Source organism: Glutamicibacter soli (genome assembly GCF_052322135.1).
Lineage (GTDB): Bacteria > Actinomycetota > Actinomycetes > Actinomycetales > Micrococcaceae > Glutamicibacter > Glutamicibacter soli.
Map to the genome: position 1 here is coordinate 1,152,410 of NZ_CM125969.1, position 17,783 is coordinate 1,170,192.

General features: G+C 62.1%; 13 protein-coding genes and 3 pseudogenes. 7 read left to right on the forward strand and 9 right to left on the reverse strand.

The genetic code is table 11. The annotated features are described in order from the left end of the window. Positions 1-10: 10 nt before the first annotated feature. The 3 genes from ACTX90_RS05480 (at position 11) to ACTX90_RS05490 (ending at position 4,294) form a co-directional block, all read left to right on the forward strand. Complete coding sequence (locus ACTX90_RS05480; protein WP_443443411.1) at positions 11-1,618, forward strand: phytoene desaturase family protein; 1,608 nt, start codon at positions 11-13, stop codon at positions 1,616-1,618. 124 nt (positions 1,619-1,742) lie between these two features. Continuing rightward, positions 1,743-2,510 (forward strand): cyclase family protein, encoded by a 768-nt coding sequence (locus tag ACTX90_RS05485; RefSeq protein ID WP_113606627.1) that lies wholly within the window; start codon positions 1,743-1,745, stop codon positions 2,508-2,510. Positions 2,511-2,641: 131 nt separating this feature from the next. Next, positions 2,642-4,294 carry a thiamine pyrophosphate-binding protein gene (locus tag ACTX90_RS05490; RefSeq protein ID WP_113606626.1) on the forward strand — a complete coding sequence of 551 codons (1,653 nt, stop codon included), beginning with the start codon at positions 2,642-2,644 and terminating at the stop codon, positions 4,292-4,294. A gap of 101 nt (positions 4,295-4,395) precedes the next feature. Here the strand turns inward: ACTX90_RS05490 and ACTX90_RS05495 are convergent. Beyond that, positions 4,396-4,707 (reverse strand): annotated as a pseudogene (locus ACTX90_RS05495) (IS3 family transposase); the annotation flags it as partial. A 10-nt stretch (positions 4,708-4,717) separates the two neighbouring features. Between ACTX90_RS05495 and ACTX90_RS05500 the strand changes: the two are divergent. Continuing rightward, positions 4,718-5,454: pseudogene (locus tag ACTX90_RS05500) on the forward strand (integrase core domain-containing protein); the annotation flags it as partial. 49 nt (positions 5,455-5,503) lie between these two features. On the opposite strand, the pseudogene ACTX90_RS05505 reads toward ACTX90_RS05500, so the two are convergent. After that, positions 5,504-5,765 (reverse strand): annotated as a pseudogene (locus ACTX90_RS05505) (transposase); the annotation flags it as partial. A gap of 523 nt (positions 5,766-6,288) precedes the next feature. Continuing rightward, positions 6,289-6,831, reverse strand: a complete 543-nt coding sequence (locus tag ACTX90_RS05510; RefSeq protein WP_113606623.1) for a helix-turn-helix domain-containing protein — start codon at positions 6,829-6,831, stop codon at positions 6,289-6,291. Positions 6,832-6,996: 165 nt separating this feature from the next. Between ACTX90_RS05510 and ACTX90_RS05515 the strand changes: the two genes are divergently transcribed. The 3 genes from ACTX90_RS05515 to ACTX90_RS05525 all read left to right on the forward strand — a co-directional run bounded on the left by ACTX90_RS05515 (position 6,997) and on the right by ACTX90_RS05525 (position 10,112). Then, positions 6,997-7,362, forward strand: a complete 366-nt coding sequence (locus tag ACTX90_RS05515) for a hypothetical protein (RefSeq protein WP_113606622.1) — start codon at positions 6,997-6,999, stop codon at positions 7,360-7,362. Between the two features lie 61 nt (positions 7,363-7,423). Further along, a complete protein-coding gene (locus ACTX90_RS05520; RefSeq protein WP_113606621.1) occupies positions 7,424-8,929 on the forward strand; it encodes a Na+/H+ antiporter NhaC family protein in 1,506 nt (501 codons plus the stop codon). Positions 8,930-8,963: 34 nt separating this feature from the next. Then, entirely contained in the window at positions 8,964-10,112 is a 1,149-nt protein-coding gene (locus tag ACTX90_RS05525) for an aminotransferase class V-fold PLP-dependent enzyme (protein WP_113606620.1), read from the forward strand. A 533-nt stretch (positions 10,113-10,645) separates the two neighbouring features. Here ACTX90_RS05525 and ACTX90_RS05530 read toward each other — a convergent pair. The 6 genes from ACTX90_RS05530 to ACTX90_RS05555 form a co-directional block, all read right to left on the reverse strand. Further along, entirely contained in the window at positions 10,646-11,050 is a 405-nt protein-coding gene (locus ACTX90_RS05530; protein ID WP_113606619.1) for a hypothetical protein, read from the reverse strand. 227 nt (positions 11,051-11,277) lie between these two features. Further along, on the reverse strand, positions 11,278-13,674 hold the full coding sequence (locus ACTX90_RS05535) for a bifunctional salicylyl-CoA 5-hydroxylase/oxidoreductase (protein WP_113606618.1): 2,397 nt from the start codon (positions 13,672-13,674) through the stop codon (positions 11,278-11,280). Between the two features lie 66 nt (positions 13,675-13,740). Then, the gene (locus ACTX90_RS05540; protein WP_443443413.1) at positions 13,741-15,372 is read right to left on the reverse strand and encodes an AMP-binding protein; all 1,632 of its coding nucleotides are present in this window, start codon (positions 15,370-15,372) and stop codon (positions 13,741-13,743) included. A gap of 60 nt (positions 15,373-15,432) precedes the next feature. Next, the gene (locus ACTX90_RS05545; RefSeq protein WP_443443415.1) at positions 15,433-16,317 is read right to left on the reverse strand and encodes an acyl-CoA thioesterase; all 885 of its coding nucleotides are present in this window, start codon (positions 16,315-16,317) and stop codon (positions 15,433-15,435) included. After that, the gene (locus ACTX90_RS05550; protein ID WP_053797681.1) at positions 16,314-16,796 is read right to left on the reverse strand and encodes a cupin domain-containing protein; all 483 of its coding nucleotides are present in this window, start codon (positions 16,794-16,796) and stop codon (positions 16,314-16,316) included. The genes ACTX90_RS05545 and ACTX90_RS05550 overlap by 4 nt, the downstream gene beginning before the upstream one ends. A gap of 60 nt (positions 16,797-16,856) precedes the next feature. Continuing rightward, a complete protein-coding gene (locus tag ACTX90_RS05555) occupies positions 16,857-17,705 on the reverse strand; it encodes a fumarylacetoacetate hydrolase family protein (RefSeq protein WP_443443417.1) in 849 nt (282 codons plus the stop codon). Positions 17,706-17,783: the final 78 nt, after the last annotated feature.

Consider the following 17,783-nt stretch of genomic DNA (forward strand, 5'->3'; position numbering starts at 1 on the left):
AGGGGAGAAGATGCACAGCGACTACGTCATCATCGGTTCGGGAATCAATTCCCTGGTGGCCGCCGCGGAACTGGCAGGCGCTGGGGCCTCGGTCACGCTGCTGGAGCAGCACGAGAAGATCGGCGGGTTCATCGATTCCGGGGAATTGACGCTGCCCGGATTCATCCACGATACGTATTCCTCCTGGCATCCGCTGTTCGTCTCGGGACCGGGTTATGCGGCCCTGGGCGAAGACCTCCACCGCCATGGCCTGCGCTACCGCAACACCGAGGACGCCGGCACACAGTGGGTGACCGCCAGTATCGGAACCGACGCCGAAGGCAGGCGGCTCACGTCGATGGCCACCCGCGACCCGAAGGCTACCGCGGACCTGTTCGAAAATGACGGCGACCGGCTGGCCTACCTGCAGATGATGGAGGAGTTCGGCGCCCAAGCGCCTGTGGTTTTCGGAGCCTTGGGCAGCGAGATGACCTGGCCGGCCCTGGCCAAGCTCGGATTCAAGGCGCTGCGCATGGGGGTGGGCAACGCGCAGAACTTGGTGAGGCAGGCGCTGATGAGCGGGCGCAACTACACCCGGAGCCGTTTCGCGGGAACTGAAGCAGACCAGCTGTGGGCCCCGTGGCTGCTGCACGCCGGGTTGGGCCCGGAACAGGCCAGCGGCGGCATCATGCTCCCCGTGATGGCCGCCAGCATGCACCAGTTCGGGCTTCCGGTGGTTGAAGGCGGCGCCGGGAACTTCCTGAAGGCCTTCGAAGCGCTGCTGATCGAACGCGGGGTGAAGATCCATACCGGAACGAAGGCGGAGAAGATCGGATCCCTGAACGGCGGGGTTCGGACAGTGTCCACCGATCGCGGGGACTTCACCGCACAGCATGCGGTGCTGGCTTCCGCCTCGGTGCCCGGACTCTACGAGGATCTGCTGGGGGAGCAGGACAGTGCGAAGACCTTCCCCCTCGGCACGGGCAGCTACCTTCCCGGGCGGGCCGCGATGCAGATCCACCTCGCGCTAGATGCACCGGTGCCGTGGAGCGACGAGCGGCTGGCATCAACACCGCTGGTCCATTTGGGCACCGGCTCGAACTCCACGGCGATCGCCTGCGCCCAGGCCGAGGCGGGCCTGCTTCCGGCCGAGCCGACCATTGTGGTGGGCCAGCAGTGCGTGTTGGATTCGAGCCGTGCCCCGGAAGGCAAGGCAACGCTGTGGATCCAGTTGCAGGAAGTGCCCTTTGCCCCGAAGGGGGACGCCGCCGGGGAACTGGATACGTCCCAAGGCTGGAGCGATGAACTGGTGGACCGGTACGTCGACCGGGTGCTGGCGCGCATTGAGGCATACGCCCCGGGCTTCAAGGACCTGGTCCTGGCCCGCAAGGTCATCAGTCCCGCGGCGCTGGCACAGGCCAACCCGAATGCCGTGGCCGGCGACCCCTACGGCGGATCTGCGGAGCTGTTCCAGAATCTGCTGTGGCGCCCGATGCCCGCGGCGGGCCGCGGCCGGCAGCCGGTGAAGGGCGTCTGGCATATCGGCGCGGCAAGCCATCCCGGTCCGGGACTGGGCGGCGGCTCCGGCCACCTGGCGGCGCAGCAGTTGATACGCGCAGCCAAGCGCCGCAGGAAATAGTCGGTCATTGACTGCCGAACTCTTCCCAGCGCAAACTACGACTGATAGATTGTGCTCATGCAAACTTCGTGACGATCGTCACGAATATTCCATATATGATTCTTTCCCTTTTCATGGAGGCGTAATGACTCAACTAACCCACGTGCTGACGTCGCTGGCTGCCGGATCGGTGACGGTCCAGGACCTCACCGCTCCGCTGTCCAAGGACACCCCAACGCTGGTTCTGCCGGATCCCTTCTCGAACCTGATCGACTTCAGCCTCGAAGAGGTGTCGGCCTACAATGAGCCCGGCCCGTTCTGGAAGCACCACAACATCCACACCGGTGAGCACATCGGAACCCACATCGATGCCCCGGTGCACTGGATCTCGGGTCGGGAGGGCAAGGACGTATCCCAGATTGATCCGCAGCGTCTCGTTGGACCCGCGGTGGTGCTCGACTTCAGTGCGGAAGCAGCAGCCGACCCCGACTACCTGATTAGCGTCGAGGATCTGAAGTCTTGGCAGGAGGCGCACGGAGAATTTCCGGCCAATGCTTGGCTGCTCTTCCGCACCGGCTGGGACCAGTACGGCGAGGACCGTGCCGCCTTCCTGAACTTGGACGACAATGGATCGCATACACCGGGGTTCACCGCCGAATGCGCCCGGTACATCGCCGAGGAGCTCGACATCTCCGGGGTCGGCGTGGAAACCGTGGGTATCGATGCGGGCAACGCGGCCCTGCTCGACCCGCCGTTCCCAATGCACAATTTCTTGCTGGGCAATGACAAGTACGGCATCACGTCGCTGAAAAACCTGTCCAAGCTGCCCATGTTCGGCGCGATGATCGTTGTCGCGCCGCTGCCCATCGTGGGCGGCACCGGTGCGCCGACGCGAGTGCTGGCGCTGATGTAGCGGCCCAGCCCGCGCTCCAAGCAAGGATGAGCGCGGGCCGCCTCGACCATCCTGGACCAGCCCCGGCCGCTGCGGCCCGAACCCGGATCTGCCAGCTATCGGCACCCCGGCACGATAATAAGGAAACATCCATGAATGTTGCAGAACTAGTAGGAAAAACCCTCGCGGAGCTCGGCGTGGGTCATGCCTTCGGAGTTGTCGGCAGCGGAAACTTCACCATTACCAATGCCCTGATCGAACACGGCGTGCCCTACACAGCCGCCCGCCACGAGGGCGGAGCGGCGACGATGGCCGACGCCTACTCGCGCACCAGCGGCGAAGTCGGGGTGGTATCGGTGCACCAGGGCTGCGGGCTGACCAATGCCGCCACCGGCATCGGGGAAGCGGCCAAGTCTCGAACGCCGATGATCGTGCTGGCAGCCGAGGCCGCTCCCAGCGCAGTGTACTCCAACTTCGCCATGGACCAGGACTCGTTTGCGGCCTCCGTCTACGCGGTCTCCGAGCGGATCCACAGCGCGCAGAGCGCGGTGGCCGATACGGTGCGCGCCTACCGCACCGCAGTCAACGACCGCCGGACAGTGGTTCTGAATCTTCCGCTGAACGTCCAGGCCCTGCCGGCCCCGGAAACAACAGAGCAAATCGAGATCGTGCCGCGCGAACCGATCCGCCCTTCGCGCGATGCCGCGCGGGCCCTGGCGGTCCTGTTGGAAAATGCCCAGCGTCCGGTATTCGTTGCCGGCCGCGGAGGCCGCAACGCGAAGCAGGAGATCCTTGCACTGGCCAGCCATACCGGCGCACTGGTGGCTACCAGCGCCGTGGCCAAGGGACTGTTCAACGAGGATGAATTCAACCTGGGCATTTCCGGCGGCTTCTCCTCCCCGCTGGCCGCCGAGCTCATCTCCGGCGCGGACCTGATTGTCGGATTCGGTTGCGCACTGAACATGTGGACCATGCGCCACGGGCACCTGATCGGACGCGGTGCCAAGGTGGTCCAGGTGGATTTGGACGAACCGGCCTTGGGCGCGAACCGACCGGTCGACCTGGGCATCGTGGGGGACAGCGCCGAATGCGCCAAGGACGTGCTGGAGCTGCTGCTGGCCCAGAAGACCGCGCCGCACCGGGGCTACCGCACCGAGGACGTGAAGGAACGCATCGGTTCCCAGGCCCGGTGGCAGCAGGTCGGCTACGCGGACCTGTCCACCGGATCGTCCATCGACCCGCGGACGTTGACCAAGGCACTGGACGAGATCCTGCCGGCTGAACGCGTGGTGAGCGTGGATTCGGGCAACTTCATGGGATACCCGAGCCAGTTCCTGGATGTGCCGGACGAGCACGGCTTCTGCTTCACCCAGGCCTTCCAGTCCATCGGCCTTGGCCTGTACACGGCCATCGGCGCGGCGCTGGCGCAGCCAGAGCGGCTGCCGGTGCTGGGCACCGGAGACGGCGGCTTCCACATGGCCATCTCCGAACTTGATACCGCGGTGCGCCTAAAACTGCCGCTGGTATGCATTGTCTACAACGACGCGGCCTATGGTGCAGAGGTGCACCACTTCGGAGAGGCCGAAGAGGCTCCGGACATGGGCTCGGTGGTATTCCCAGAAACCGATTTCGCCGCTATCGGGCGCGGGTTCGGGGCCCAGGGGATTACGGTGCGTTCGGTGTCGGATTTGCAGGCGGTGCAGACATGGCTGGATTCAGACCCTCAGGGGCCGTTGGTCATCGACGCGAAGATCGCCTCGGACGGCGGCGCCTGGTGGCTGGCCGAAGCCTTCAAGGGGCACTAAGCCCATAGAAGTGAAACGAAGACCTGCGGAGGCACGCCTCCGCAGGTCTTCTGAGCTGGTCAAGTTTCTGAGACACGATCTTTAATCTCTTCTAAATATCCTCAAGCCGCAAGGGCCAGAGAATTCCTTTCCCAATACGAGTCCAGCGCCGCCTGAGGACTGAGCCCGGCATTAGTTGTATGCGGGCGCTTCCGGTTGTACCAGACCTCGATGTACTCCATCACCGCGGTACGCGCTGCCATCCTGCTGGTGAAGGCCTGGTGATGATACATTTCGTTCTTGATCGTCGAGAAGGTCGACTCAGCGACGGCGTTATCCCAACCCCCGGTGCGGCCCATCGACTGGTGCACGCCCTGCACGGCGCACCATGCCTGGAACGCGTACGAGGTGTACTGCGTTCCTCGATCCGAGTTAAGCCGATATCGGCTTAACTCAGATAACGGGGATGCCCTGATTCCAATCCGCCGGGGCATCACCAGCGAACTGGTCGCCTACGCCAACAGCCTGGGCGTCGCCACGATCACCGGCAAACCGTATAGGCCCACGACCCAGGGGAAGAATGAGAGGTTCCATTCGACTTTGTTCAAGTGGCTGAAGAAGCGGCCGTTCGCCAAGGACCTTGCCGAGCTGCAAGCTCAGGTCGATGTCTTTGACCAGGCCTACAATACCCAGCGTGGCCACCAGTCCCTGGAGGATCGCTGCACGCCACAGGAAGCATAGGATGCCACGCCGATTCCGCAGCCGCTGGCGCCAGGTGAATGGGTGAAGCTGAGCACCACGCCCAGCTCCACCATCGCCGAAGCAGCCCTTGCCACCCTTGCCGAGGCCCGGGCCAAGCCCCGGCTGCGGTTCCGGAGGTGGCGCCGGAACCGGTGAAGCTCAGCGCCACGCTGCGGGCTGATCAGATGGAACCTGCAGGCAGCCAGCTGATGAAAGTGAATAAGAACCGGTGCATGAAGGTGGCCGGGGTTCAGCTCTATCTGGGCAAGTTGCTGCGCTCCACCCACGTGAAGGTCATCTGGGATGCCGAGGAGCTGATGGTGGTTTCGATGGATGGCGAGCTGGTCACGAAATATGATTTCCCGTTTCCTGACGGGGTCACGTATTTGAGTTTGCGGCATGCGAAGGCGAAGTTCCAGAACATGCCTGAGGAGGGATAAGTCACCGATGTGATGAAACAGGATTGTTACCGCTGTGTCGAGACATCACACATTCTTTTAAAAAGTCGTTCTCCCGTTTCACCTCCAACAGTTCCTTGCGCAGCAACTTGTACTGGGCCCATTCCACCGGTCCGCGTTCCTCTGTTTCCGCTTCAGGATGCTCGGCGCGGTAGGCACGGACCCAATTGCCCAGGATTCCCTCGTAAATGCCCAGGGAAGCTGCGACCTCGACCAGGCTCTTCTGGGACGAGATCGCCAGTTCGACTGCTTCGGCACGGAAGCCCGGGGGTGAATTTCTGACGTTTGGACATGCGCTCATTCTCCTACGAACGCGTATCTCACAACATCATGACAGCTCATTCCTTTGCTGTTGGTAGTCGGTTCCGATAGCGTGATCCGCACCGAGGGCAGCAAACACATGTCGTAAGTCATTTGAAACTTTGCCACCTGCAGGGGCGCTTGCCGTGAATGAACACGATTCTCCGTAGCGAACTGGAGAACACTTCTCCAAGACTCAGCAGGCTCTGAGCCAACCGCAATGAGTACTGGAACAACCATTGCGGATGTTCTATTTGAACGCCCGAGTTCGTGGATGAAGTGGGCTGTGAACGAAACATCCCGACAGATTATCTCCATTGCCGTTGCCAGACCCGGGAAAGAAATAGGGCCATTCTCCCAGGGTGCTTGCATAGAAGACGAGTAGCAGTTGCGGGCTGACTTGCTCAACGGCCATCCCAGAGCACACATATATTGATCGATGCATGCACACGTGCCACCTAATGCCTGAGCGATCGTTGAAACGCAGCTCGTTGGCTTTCTGGCCAGGCTTTGGTGTCAATGGCTCGGTGGAGTCACTGCGACAATAAACCCGACACCTTCCTCCGTGTCGTTCACGAAGCGATGGGGAATTCGGGAATTGAAGTGGCAGCTGTCGCCCTCAGATAGCTCTAGGCGTTCGCGGTCAGTCTCAATCACGAGCCGGCCACGGGTCACCACGATGCATTCCTCCGCTTCGTGGCTCCATACAGTCTCGCGCGAGACGCCGCCCGGTAGCAGTTCCCCTGCAAGTACTTCGAGCTGCTTTCCGACCGTCGACTTACGACGGTACTTCAAATCCCCGGAGCTTGTTGTAAGCGTCATCTCGTCACCTGCGCGCAAGACGTGCATCTGCTCGCGGTCAACCTCTGGAACGAATAGTTCGAACAGCGGAACATCCAAGACCTGAGCAATCTGGCGCAAAGTCTCGAGGCTCGGGTCAACAAGACCCCGTTCAACCTGGCTGAGCATGGAAGCTGAGATTCCTGCCGACTCAGCGAGTTCATTTGCTTTTAGCCCTTTAGCCTGGCGGAGTCGTCGCACGCGCAACGGAAAGCTCATATTTCGTCCTCAACGATTGCAGGTTATGAAAAATGTAGTGCAATTTAAAAAAATTTACGTATACTAAAGTAACGGGCGTCACAGAAGCGAGATATTGACTCGATTGGACAAGGCCCTTTCAACCCTAGTTATCCAACAATCCTACTTCCTAGGAGTGTCTCTACGATGTTCGTGAAACCAACTGCCGAGCCACCCCACCGCGTCATGGTCCTAATGGCCTGCCGCGATTCATGGTACGAGGCGAGCGACGATGAACGTAACAACGTCGCACTACCAACCTTGCAGCATCTCCTCGAAGACTGGGAGGCGCTTGGGTTCGAATTATTGCATTCATTTGACGACGATTTCTTCCTTGTCGGTCAGCCGGGGTCTTTGCAGTTTCCAATCACGATTCTTGGCATGGTGCCGTCGCTGGACACTGTCGTTCAGATGATGAACCGTGCACGCACCACCGTAAATGGTGAGCGTGCAGATCGTTATTACCGGTTCGAAAGTCGTCTAGGACGCAAGCTATTCCTACTTCCTAGATGAGCCAGGATCCTCGCTAGGCATTCATATTCCGCTTCATCCGATCAAGAAAGGCGCCATCAACTTGAATACCAACAAACCACTTCAATTCCGAGTTGGCACTTTCGGTGCGTTTATCGCTCCAATCATCTTTATCGCAGGCGCAGTCGTATACTTCGTTGTATTCAAAGCGTTTGACACGACGGCACTTACAACCGCTGGCATCGTCGGCATTATAGTTGCCGGAGTTTTCGCCAAGGAGTACACCCGATTCTGGGACAGCGTGATCGCGGGCCTAGCGAACACTATTGCGATGACTGTAGTGATGATCTTGTTTGTCGTCGGTCCTTTGTCGTCTTTGCTTGAATCCACAGGAGTTTCAGAAGGCTTTGTCTGGCTTGCTGCCGAATTGAACGTGACAGGCGGCCTATTCATCGCCATCGTCTTTCTTGCGTGCTGCGCCATGTCGATGGCGACTGGAACCTCCCTGGGAACCTTGTTCACTGCGTTCCCGATTTTCTATCCTGCTGGTGCTAGCGTCGGTGCGGATGCACTGTTGCTCGCGGGTGCGATCTTTTCCGGTGCTATGTTCGGCGACAGCCTTGCTCCGATATCTGATACCACAATTGTTTCGGCATCCACGCAACGCTATCGTCGACGTAAAGGTAGTGCTGAAGTAGCCGGGGTGGTTGGCACGCGTGCTAAATACGCGCTGACTGCCGCTGGGATCAGCGCGATCTTGTTCCTGGTACTGGGTAATATTGCCGCACCACCAGCCGCGGGTGGCTCGGTCGACGCCAGCGGATACTCACCGCTCGGACTTGTCATGTTGCTTCCGGTCGTCGCACTCATCGTGGTCGCGTTTTGGAAGCGAAATCTTTACCTTGCCATCACAGTCGGCGTCGTCAGCGGTACCGTCGTCGCTCTCATCGCAGGACTGATCACGCCGAAGGACATCATGTTCGTTGCGGACGGCGCTCCGACAGGCTTCCTTTTTGACGGTGTCAATGGAATGCTGCCTCTGATCGGCCTGTCGATAGCGGTCTTCGGGATGATCGGGATCGTACGTGAAGCGGGCATATTCGAAATTATCATCAATGCGCTATCGCGCCGACCTTGGACGCAGAGTCCTCGTGGTGCGGAAACCGCCATTGCAGTCGGCCAAACGATCACAACCACCATGTTTGCCGGGGTTGTGGGCCCTTCGATCGTTCCGTTCTCCGCTATCGCCGATGAAATCGGCGCTCGTGCGAAGCTTCATCCGTATCGGCGGGCGAATGTAATGGAGGCGTTTGCCGCGGGTATTGCCTGCATCGTCCCCTCTTTCAGCGCGTTCCTTTTCATCATCAACCAGCTGACAACGGGTGTCGAGGGTATGCCAGTGATATCTCCCATCACCGTGGCGTTTGTATCCTTCTATCCCATCTTGTTTAGTGCAGTAATGATCTTCTCGATTATTACCGGTTGGGGCCGACGTTTCGAATCGGCCGACGGGGCCCCGGTAAAGCGATTCGAAGACATAGTTCCTGAGGCCCCGAACGAACTTGCAGATTCCACCGAAACAGAGCTAGCTCCCGCACCGCGCGGTTAGAAGACCCACCATCGACCACAGAATTGAGGAAATCATGACACTAAACGTCACTTCACGAGTTTCACTTACGCCCGAGCAGTTCCGTCGGAATTTTGCGCAGCTCGATAAAGCCCCGCATTTCGCGAGTTGTAGCCAAGGAGCACTTTCCGACCACTTGACGCAAACGATGCAGCGCATGACTGGATCACTCGTCGATTCCCAGGCACCTTGGGACGTGTGGGTAGGCGTTGTGGAGCAATACAGGGCTAAGAGCGCAGCGTTCCTCGGTTGTTCGAGCGATCAGATTGCAGTGATTTCATGTGCGAGCGAAGGTGCTTTCCAGACAGTCTCCTCGTTTGACTGGTCCGGTGAAAGGAATCGCCTTGTCACCTCCGATCTTGAGTTTCCATCGGTCGGCAACGTCTGGCGTGCTCAGCGTGAAGGCATTGAAGTTGTCAATGTGCCGGGTATCGAGGGAGCACTCCTAGCTGAAAACTGGATCCCGCACATCGATGAGCGCACAAAGCTGGTCTCGGTTCCGCTCGTGAGCTACATAAATGGCACGAGGCCGGAGATTGACCGCATCATCGAACATGCTCACTCGGTCGGTGCATTGGTTTTCGTCGATGCATACCAAGGTGCGGGCGTAGTTCCGTTCTCGGTTGACGAGCTCGAATGCGACTTCCTGGTCACGGGCAATCTGAAGTACTTGTTGGGATTGCCGGGTATCGCATCGCTGTATGTACGCGAACCCGAGAAGGCCGAACAAGACGCGATTCTGACCGGTTGGTTCGGGCGTGTTAATCCGTTTGCGTTCGATCCGGAGCTCGTTGACTACCCGAACAATGCGCGTCGTTACGAGACCGGTACCTACGCAATCCCCTCAGCGTATGCCGGAGTGGCAGGCTACGAAGTTCTCGAACAAATTGATATTGCCAGCTGCTGGCCGCATGTCGAAGCACTGCGGGAATCGCTAGCGGGGGAACTGCTTGCGCTCGGCTACGAGCTCGATTATCCCGAGAACCCAGCCCACCGCGGACCAGAAGTAGCAATCGTATGCGAGGACCCAGACGCACTTGCAGCTAAGCTCGCCGAGTTCCGTATCGGAACCTCACCCCGTGGTTCACGCTTGAGATTGTCTCTGCATGCGTATTCAGCTCAGAGCGACGTTGATGCACTTGTCAGGGCCCTGAAAACACTTTAGGTCCAACGCCATATACACAACGCGTCTCAGATACTCTTGCTTATTCATGACACATCGTGGAAAAGCACGGCCTGAAGCAGCGACAACAACCAGTCAAGGCAACTTGCCTCGGTGATGTAGCCGCGGAAATTGCAAAAATTGCCAAGGGGAGCGCAGTGTTGGGAACACACACGCTTGTAGCTCCTGCTAGTCTCGGCTTCCCAGTGCATGCACGGCCGTGACCTGTGGTTGTATTGCTTTAGATGCCAGGAACCCCGATTCACCGGGGTTCCTGGCAACTTTCGTTATTCGGGTGCGGGGTGCTTCTCGCTTTTAGACTTCCAGCGTCAAGCGGTACCCGTATGAAGGCGTCTTTGCTGTCCCCGCCTCCGGCGGGGTAGTTCATTGCAGTCTGGATTTCCAAGGACTGGGGGGACCCGACAACATGGCCAAAATGGCCTTAGGATCAAGGTGGGCCGGCGGTGGGTAGTTGTATCGGCGGGGAGGCCACCGTATTCGGCCGCCGGAGGGGTGGATCTTTCAATTCCCGGTGTTCAGCCGGCGGTAGACAGCGCCGAGAACGGCGCCAGCGGCAGGATGTCCGTGGCCTGGGTGGCAAGCTGCTGGTCCAGGGCTACCAGCGCGTCTGCCTGCAGCACACCGATGGCCAGGTATTCGGCCCTGCCCAGTGATGCCCATCCGTGCTTGCGGGCGAGCTTCCAGGCGGTGCCCCGCGAACCCCTGTCGCCCAGGGTGCGGATCTTCACCGCCGTCATTGCATCGTGCAGCTCCAGGGCGGCGGCTTCTGGCATTGTTCCTGCCGCAACCTCGGTTAGCAGCAGTTCCATGGCCTCGACGCGGACGGCGTGCGGGGCTACGAGTTGGTGGTCGGAGTGGATCGAAACGCCTTCCTGCGCAATCGCCAGGAGCACAGGCGGGTCAATAAGGAAACGGGTCATGCGCCCCATGCTACGCCCGCACGAATCGTCTGTCAGCGGACTTCGGGTTGAGCGCCACCCGGAATTGCAACGAAGCGATCGGGCAACCTGGCCCGGAGTGCTCCGCTTCTCCCGCCCCGGCGGAGGTGCTGCGGGCATGCCCCAGGCACGACGAAGACAGGGAGCGCTGCGGGCGGTTTCCCGCTGATCGCAACACTCCCTGTCGAGCCTGGCCGTGCCAGGCGAGTCTAGGCGTTCGAGGCGATGGCCTCTGGCTCCTGGTCCCTGGCCGGGGTCCAGCGCAGGTGGACCTGCTCGTCGACCTCGGCCTCCTGCAGCAGCGACAGGCGCGGGCGGACCGCGTCGGTGCGTGCGCTTGGCGGCTTGCGGCGTCCGGCCTTGAACGGCAGCGGCCAGGTGGCCCCGGCGCCCACGTACTCCTGTTCGGCGGCGGCCTGCAGGGTCCACTGCGGGTTGTACAGGTGGGTACGGCCCAGCGCTACCAGGTCGGCACGTCCCGCCAGCAGGATCGAGTTCACATCGTCGTAGGAGCTGATGGCGCCCACGGCAATGACCGTCACCCCGGCGGCCGCGGCGACCTGGTTGCGGATCTTGTCCGCAAACGGGGTCTGGTAGCTGCGGCCGAAGGCAGGGCGCTCATTGCGCACGATCTGGCCCGAGGACACGTCGATCGAGTCGATGCCGTGGGCGATGAACGCCTTGGCGATCTCCAGCGCGTCGTCCTCGGTGTTGCCGCCCTCCGCCCAGTCGGTGGCGGAGATGCGGGCGCCCAGCGGCTTGTGCGCCGGCCAGGCGGCACGCACCGCGTCTAGGACCTCCAGCGGGTAGCGCAGGCGGTTCTCCAGCGAGCCGCCGTATTCGTCGGTGCGCTGGTTGGACAGCGGGGAGAGGAACGACGAGAGCAGGTAGCCGTGCGCGGCGTGCACCTCAAGCAGGTCGAAACCGGCCTCGTCGGCGCGCTTGGCGGCGGCCACGAACTGCTCGCGGACCTCATCCATCTGGGCACGGGTGATTTCCACCGGAACGTGGCAGCCTTCGCCGTACGGCAGCGCCGAAGGGGCCAGGACTTCCCAGTTGCCCTCTTCCAGCGGCTCGTCGAGGCCTTCCCACATGAGCTTGGTGGAACCCTTGCGGCCGGAGTGGCCGATCTGGGCGCCGATCTTCGCCTGCGAGTTGCCGTGCACGTACTGCGTGATGCGCTTCCACGCGGCGCCCTGCTCATCGGTGTACAAGCCGGTGCAGCCCGGGGTGATGCGGCCGATGTCGGAGACGCAGACCATTTCGGTCATGACCAGTCCGGCGCCGCCCATGGCCTTGGAGCCCAGATGGACCAGGTGGAAGTCGCCGGGCACGCCGTCGACCGCCGAGTACATGTCCATGGGGGAGACCACCACGCGGTTGACGAGCTCCAGCTCGCCGATCTTGTGCGGCTGGAACATCGCCGGGGCCACCACATCGGATCCGTTCAGGCGTGCGAAGTCCTCATCCACCTTGGTGGCGAACTCGGTGTCGCGCAGCTTGAGGTTGTCGTAGGTGATGCGGCGCGAACGGGTGAGCAGGTTGAAGCAGAACTGGACCGGATCCTGGTCCTTGTACTGGCCGATGTTCTCGAACCATTCCAGCGATGCCTGGGCGGCACGCTGGGTGGATTCGACCACCGGGCGGCGCTCGGTCTCGTAGGCTTCAAGCGCCGCCTCAACCGAGTTGTGCTCGTGCAGGCAGGCGGCCAGGGCCAGGGAGTCTTCCATGGCCAGTTTGGTGCCGGAGCCGATGGAGAAGTGCGCAGTGTGCGCGGCATCGCCCAGCAACACGATGTTCTCGTGGCGCCAGTGCTGGTTGCGCACCGTGGTGAAGTTGATCCACTTGGAGTTGTTGGTCAGCACGTCGAAGCCGGCCAGTTCGTCCGCGAAGATCTCCTTGACCTTGGCCACGGATTTCATGTCGCTCACGCCTGGAGGGAAGACCTCGTTTTCGCTCTCGTCGAAGCCGGCGGCCCGCCACACGTCCTCGTGCATTTCGACGATGAAGGTGGAGCCCTCGTCGGAGTACGGGTAGCCGTGGATCTGCATGGTGCCCGCGTCGGTTTCCTTGACGAAGAACTTGAAGGCCTCGAACACCTGGTCGGTGCCCAGCCACATGTACTTGGAAGCTCGCGGATCCAGCGAGGGCTTGAAGGACTCGGGGAACTTGGCGCGGACGGAGGAGTTCAAGCCGTCGGCCGCCAGCACCAGGTCGTACTGCGCCATCAGCTCTTCCACCGGCGGGGCGACGGTGGAGAAGCGCACGTCAACGCCCAGCTCGATGCTGCGGCGCTGCAGCAGCTCCAGCAGCTCCTTGCGGCTCATGGCCGCGAAACCCTGGCCGCCGACAGTGTGCATGGCGCCGCGGAAGTGGATGTCGATGTCGCTCCAGCGGGCGAAACGGCGGGACATGTACTCGGCGATCACCGGGTCGGCGTTGCCGATGCCGCCCAGGGTCTCGTCGGAGAACACCACGCCGAAGCCGAAGGTGTCGCTGGCGGCGTTGCGCTCCCAGACCGTCACCTCGTGCGCCGCGTCCAGCTGCTTCATCAGGGCGCCGAAGTACAGTCCGCCCGGGCCTCCGCCAATCACTGCGATTTTCATGGTCTTAGTCCTTTCACCAGTCCCCGTGGGCACTGCGGTCAAAAATTTGCTGGGGTGGGCTGCCGGTTAGGACAGCGAATCGGCGTTCAGCGCCTCGCGCAGCTTGAAGTGCTGCAGCTTGCCGCTGGGATTGTGCGGCAGCTCGTCCACGAAGTGGATTTCACGCGGGTACTTGTAGGGGGCGATGGTTGCCTTCACGAAGTCCTGCAGTTCCTTAGCCTTGGCCTCGGACTGCTCGGCCCCGTCGACCAGCACCACGAACGCGCACACGATGGATCCGCGGTTCGGGTCCGGGCGGGCGATGACCGCGGTCTCCAGCACCTCGTCGTGCTGGTTCAACGCGTTCTCCACTTCCGGAGCCCCGATGTTGTAGCCGGAGGAGACGATCATGTTGTCGCTGCGGGCCTGGTAGATGAAGTAGCCCTCCTCATCCTTCATGAACACGTCCCCGGTGACGTTCCAGCCGCCGCTGATGTAGTTCAGCTGGCGTTCGTCGTCCAGATAGCGGCACCCGGTCGGGCCGATGACCGCGAGTCGGCCGATCTCGTTCGGGCCCAGCTCCTTGCCATGCTCATCCAGGATGGTGGCGCGGAAACCGGGGATCGCGGTGCCGGTGCGGCCGGGACGGATGTCCTTGCCGGCGGCCGAGATGAACACGTGCAGCATCTCGGTGGAGCCGATGCCGTTGACCAGTTCCAGTCCGGTGGCCTCGTTCACCTGGTGCCAGGTTTCAGCCGGCAGGTGCTCGCCGGCCGAGACGCCGACGCGCAGCGAGCGCAGCAGGTCGGCCTTGCCGTTCTTGAGGATCGCCCGGTAGGCGGTGGGCGCGGTGAACAGCACCGTCGCCCCGGCCTGGTGCGAGAGCTCTGCCAGTTCCACCGGGGTGGCCCGCTCGGTCAGCAGCGAGCTGGCCCCGAAACGCAGCGGGAAGACAACCAGGCCGCCGAGCCCGAAGGTGAAGGCCAGCGGGGGAGACCCGGCGAACACGTCGTCCTTGGTGGGCTTGAGGATATGGCGCGCGAAGGTGTCCGCGTTGGCCAGGATGTCGCGGTGGAAGTGCATGGTGATCTTCGGCGTTCCGGTGGTGCCGGAAGTCGGGCCCAGCAGCGCCACGTCGTCGGCGGCGGTGTCCACGTTGGTGAACTGCCCCGACTTCGCCGCGGCCAGCTGCACCAGGTCGGATTCCCCGTCGCCGCCGAACGCCACCACCGGGTAGGCGTCGTCGGCGGCGAGCACCATGTCCTCGACGAAGCGGTGGTCGCACAGGGCCACGGAAGGCTTGGTCAGCTCCGCGATGGTTGTGATCTCCTGGGCGCGCAGCGCCGCCATGGTGGTCACCGCGACGGCGCCGGCCTTGAGCACACCCAGCCAGCAGGCGACCAGCCAAGCGTTGTTCGGTCCGCGCAGCATGACCCGGTTGCCCGGGACGATGCCGAAGTCCTCCACCAGCACCTGCGCCACCTGGTTGGAGCGGGCCAGCAGCTGGCCGTAGCTGAGGGTGGTTCCGTCGGGCGCCAGCAGGGCCGGACGGTCCGCGCCGAAGGCGGCGACGGCGTCGTCGATCAGCACGGTGGCCGCGTTCATCCGGTCCGGGTACTGCAGTTCCGGCAGGGTGAATTCCATCGTCGGCCACTGTTCCTGCGGCGGCAGATGGTCGCGGGTGAACGTGTCAACGTGGGACGAGGGTGATAGAGGCATGTCGTATCTCCAGTGGTCGTTTCGCCGTATACGGTGTGGTGAAGGATTTCGGGCGGTGCACTAGCCGCGTGGGCCGCGGATCATGCCCTCTTGGGCAACGGTGGCCAGCAGCTTGCCGTCCCGGGTGTAGAACCGGCCCAGGGCCAGTCCGCGGTTGTTCTGGCTGGAGACTGCCTCCTGGACGTAGAGTACCCAGTCGTCCACCCGGCCCTCGCGGTGGAACCACATGGAGTGGTCCAGGCTGGCAGTGGTCAGGCCCTCGGTGCGCCATGGCAGGTTCAGGCTGCGCAGGATCGGTTCCAGGATGGTGTAGTCGCAGACGTAGGTCAGCGCCGCCCGCTGGATCACCTTGTCGTCCGGCAGCGGGGAGAAGGCCTTAACCCAGACCGCCTGGTGCGGCTCGGTAGACCCTTCCACGCTCAGGTACACCGGCGATGGCACATGGCGCATTTCGAAGCTGCGCCCGGTGGACCAGTACTCGGCATCCGCGCCTTCGGCGCCTTCCAGCGCCTGGGCGGCGCTGTCCAGCGACTCCGGATTCAGGTCGAAGGAGCCTTCCGGAGCATCCTTGAACAGGTCCGGGCCCTGCTCGGGCACGTGGAAGGAACCCAGGGCGGAGAAGACCGGCTTGCCGTTCTGGAATCCACGCACCTGGCGGGTGGAGTATCCGCGGCCGTCGCGCAGGTGCTCCACCTCGTAGCGCACCGGCTCGTGCATGTCGACGGGGCGCAGGAAGTAGGAGTGCATTGAATGCAGCTCGCGGTCATCGCCCACCGAACGCATCATGGCCATGGCCCCCTGGGCCACCATGTCGCCGCCGTAGGCCTTGGGCCACGGAGCGTACTGCGGGGTGGCGTTGAACGCCTGGTCGAAAACCTCCGGCGCGGTCTCCATCAGATCGATGGCCTTCAGGAAGATCTGGGAGTCGAGGGTCTGGGCGCTCATGCTCGGCGGTATCCTTCCAGCGATGCGTCGTCGACGTCTTCGAGGTTCACCACGATGTTTTCCGGGGTGCGGGCGGTGAGCCAGACGAGCTCCTCGGTGACCGACATGTTGGCTTCGACGTGAGGCATGAACGGCGGAACGAAGACCCAGTCGCCTGCGGTCATGTCCAGGTACTGCTCGTAGTTCTCGCCGAAGTAGATGCGGCCGTGGCCGCGCAGCACGTAGCCGCCGGTTTCGGCTTCGCCGTGGTGGTGCGGCAGCGAGCGGTAGCCCGGGGTATTGGAGACCTGGCCGAACCAGATCTTGGTGGCTGGGGTGTGCTGGATGCTGACGCCCGAGACGCGTACGCAGTCGCCGGACTGCGCGGTGTTGGTGTCTTCCTGACCGGCACGGGTGACTACGGGGACCACAAAACCGTCGGCGCCGGCGTACATCGAGTTGTCGCCTTCGGTGCGGTAGACCATTGGTGTTTCAGTCATGGTTTTTCTCCTTTGGAAGTGTGAACTGGAGTTCTTGTTGAGGTGAAGTTTGCTGGCGGATTAAGCGTCGGCCGGGATCCGCAGGGTGAACTTGTTGGACAGTTCGCCGATGCCGGGAACCTCCGTGGACAGCACGTCGCCCGATTGCAGGAAGCGCGGAGGGGTCATGCCCACGCCCACGCCTCCCGGGGTTCCGGTGAGCACCACGTCGCCGGCCCGGAGCGTGGTGAAGCTGGAAATGTAGGACAGCAGGGCGGCCGCCGAGAAGACCAGGGTCCGGGTATTTCCGCGCTGGACCTCTTCGCCGTTGACCTTGCAGATGACCTCGACGCCGGCGACCGGGTCGATCTCGTCAGGGGTCACCAGGTACGGGCCCAGCGGGGTGGTGCCGTCGAAGGCCTTGCCTTGGAACCACTGGAGGGTGCGGCGCTGCCAGTCGCGCATCGAGACGTCGTTGGCCACCGTGTATCCGGCGATCGCCGCGAGCGCTTCGTCTTCGCTGGCATGGCGCAGGGTGGAGCCGACAACCACTGCCAGTTCGGCTTCCCAGTCGACGGACTCGGAATTTTCGCTGGTGATCTCGGCATTCGGATCGGTCAGGGTATCGGCGAACTTGGCGAAAAGCGTCGGGTATTCGGGCAGTTCGCGGCCCATTTCCAGGATGTGCTCGGAGTAGTTCAGCCCGCAGCAGATGACCTTGTTCGGGGCGGGGACGGGGTTCAGGATGGTTGCATCGGCGGTGGCGATGAATTCGGCGGATCCGGAGGCAAGAGCTTTCCGGGCCAAGTCCTGCCACTGCTCGTTGTCGAGGAGCTCACTGAGATTCTGGGCATTCAGCGGAGCAAAGCCGCCGTCTACCGCCACGGCTGCCATGCGCTGTGTTTTGTACTGAATCGAAGCGAGTTTCATGGTGTGCTTTCTCCCGGAGAACTATGTGTCGACTTTTTTACCGCCGTCACGTATGCTCAATGTAGCACGCATCACAAT

Coding starts and splice junctions, on each gene's coding strand:
- ACTX90_RS05510 (WP_113606623.1), bottom strand. CDS start 6,831: ATGAGCTTTCCGTTGCGCGTGCGACGACTCCGCCAGGCTAAAGGGCTA.
- ACTX90_RS05540 (WP_443443413.1), bottom strand. CDS start 15,372: ATGCCTCTATCACCCTCGTCCCACGTTGACACGTTCACCCGCGACCAT.
- ACTX90_RS05525 (WP_113606620.1), top strand. CDS start 8,964: ATGACACTAAACGTCACTTCACGAGTTTCACTTACGCCCGAGCAGTTC.
- ACTX90_RS05555 (WP_443443417.1), bottom strand. CDS start 17,705: ATGAAACTCGCTTCGATTCAGTACAAAACACAGCGCATGGCAGCCGTG.
- ACTX90_RS05515 (WP_113606622.1), top strand. CDS start 6,997: ATGTTCGTGAAACCAACTGCCGAGCCACCCCACCGCGTCATGGTCCTA.
- ACTX90_RS05530 (WP_113606619.1), bottom strand. CDS start 11,050: ATGACCCGTTTCCTTATTGACCCGCCTGTGCTCCTGGCGATTGCGCAG.
- ACTX90_RS05490 (WP_113606626.1), top strand. CDS start 2,642: ATGAATGTTGCAGAACTAGTAGGAAAAACCCTCGCGGAGCTCGGCGTG.
- ACTX90_RS05535 (WP_113606618.1), bottom strand. CDS start 13,674: ATGAAAATCGCAGTGATTGGCGGAGGCCCGGGCGGACTGTACTTCGGC.
- ACTX90_RS05545 (WP_443443415.1), bottom strand. CDS start 16,317: ATGAGCGCCCAGACCCTCGACTCCCAGATCTTCCTGAAGGCCATCGAT.
- ACTX90_RS05480 (WP_443443411.1), top strand. CDS start 11: ATGCACAGCGACTACGTCATCATCGGTTCGGGAATCAATTCCCTGGTG.
- ACTX90_RS05485 (WP_113606627.1), top strand. CDS start 1,743: ATGACTCAACTAACCCACGTGCTGACGTCGCTGGCTGCCGGATCGGTG.
- ACTX90_RS05550 (WP_053797681.1), bottom strand. CDS start 16,796: ATGACTGAAACACCAATGGTCTACCGCACCGAAGGCGACAACTCGATG.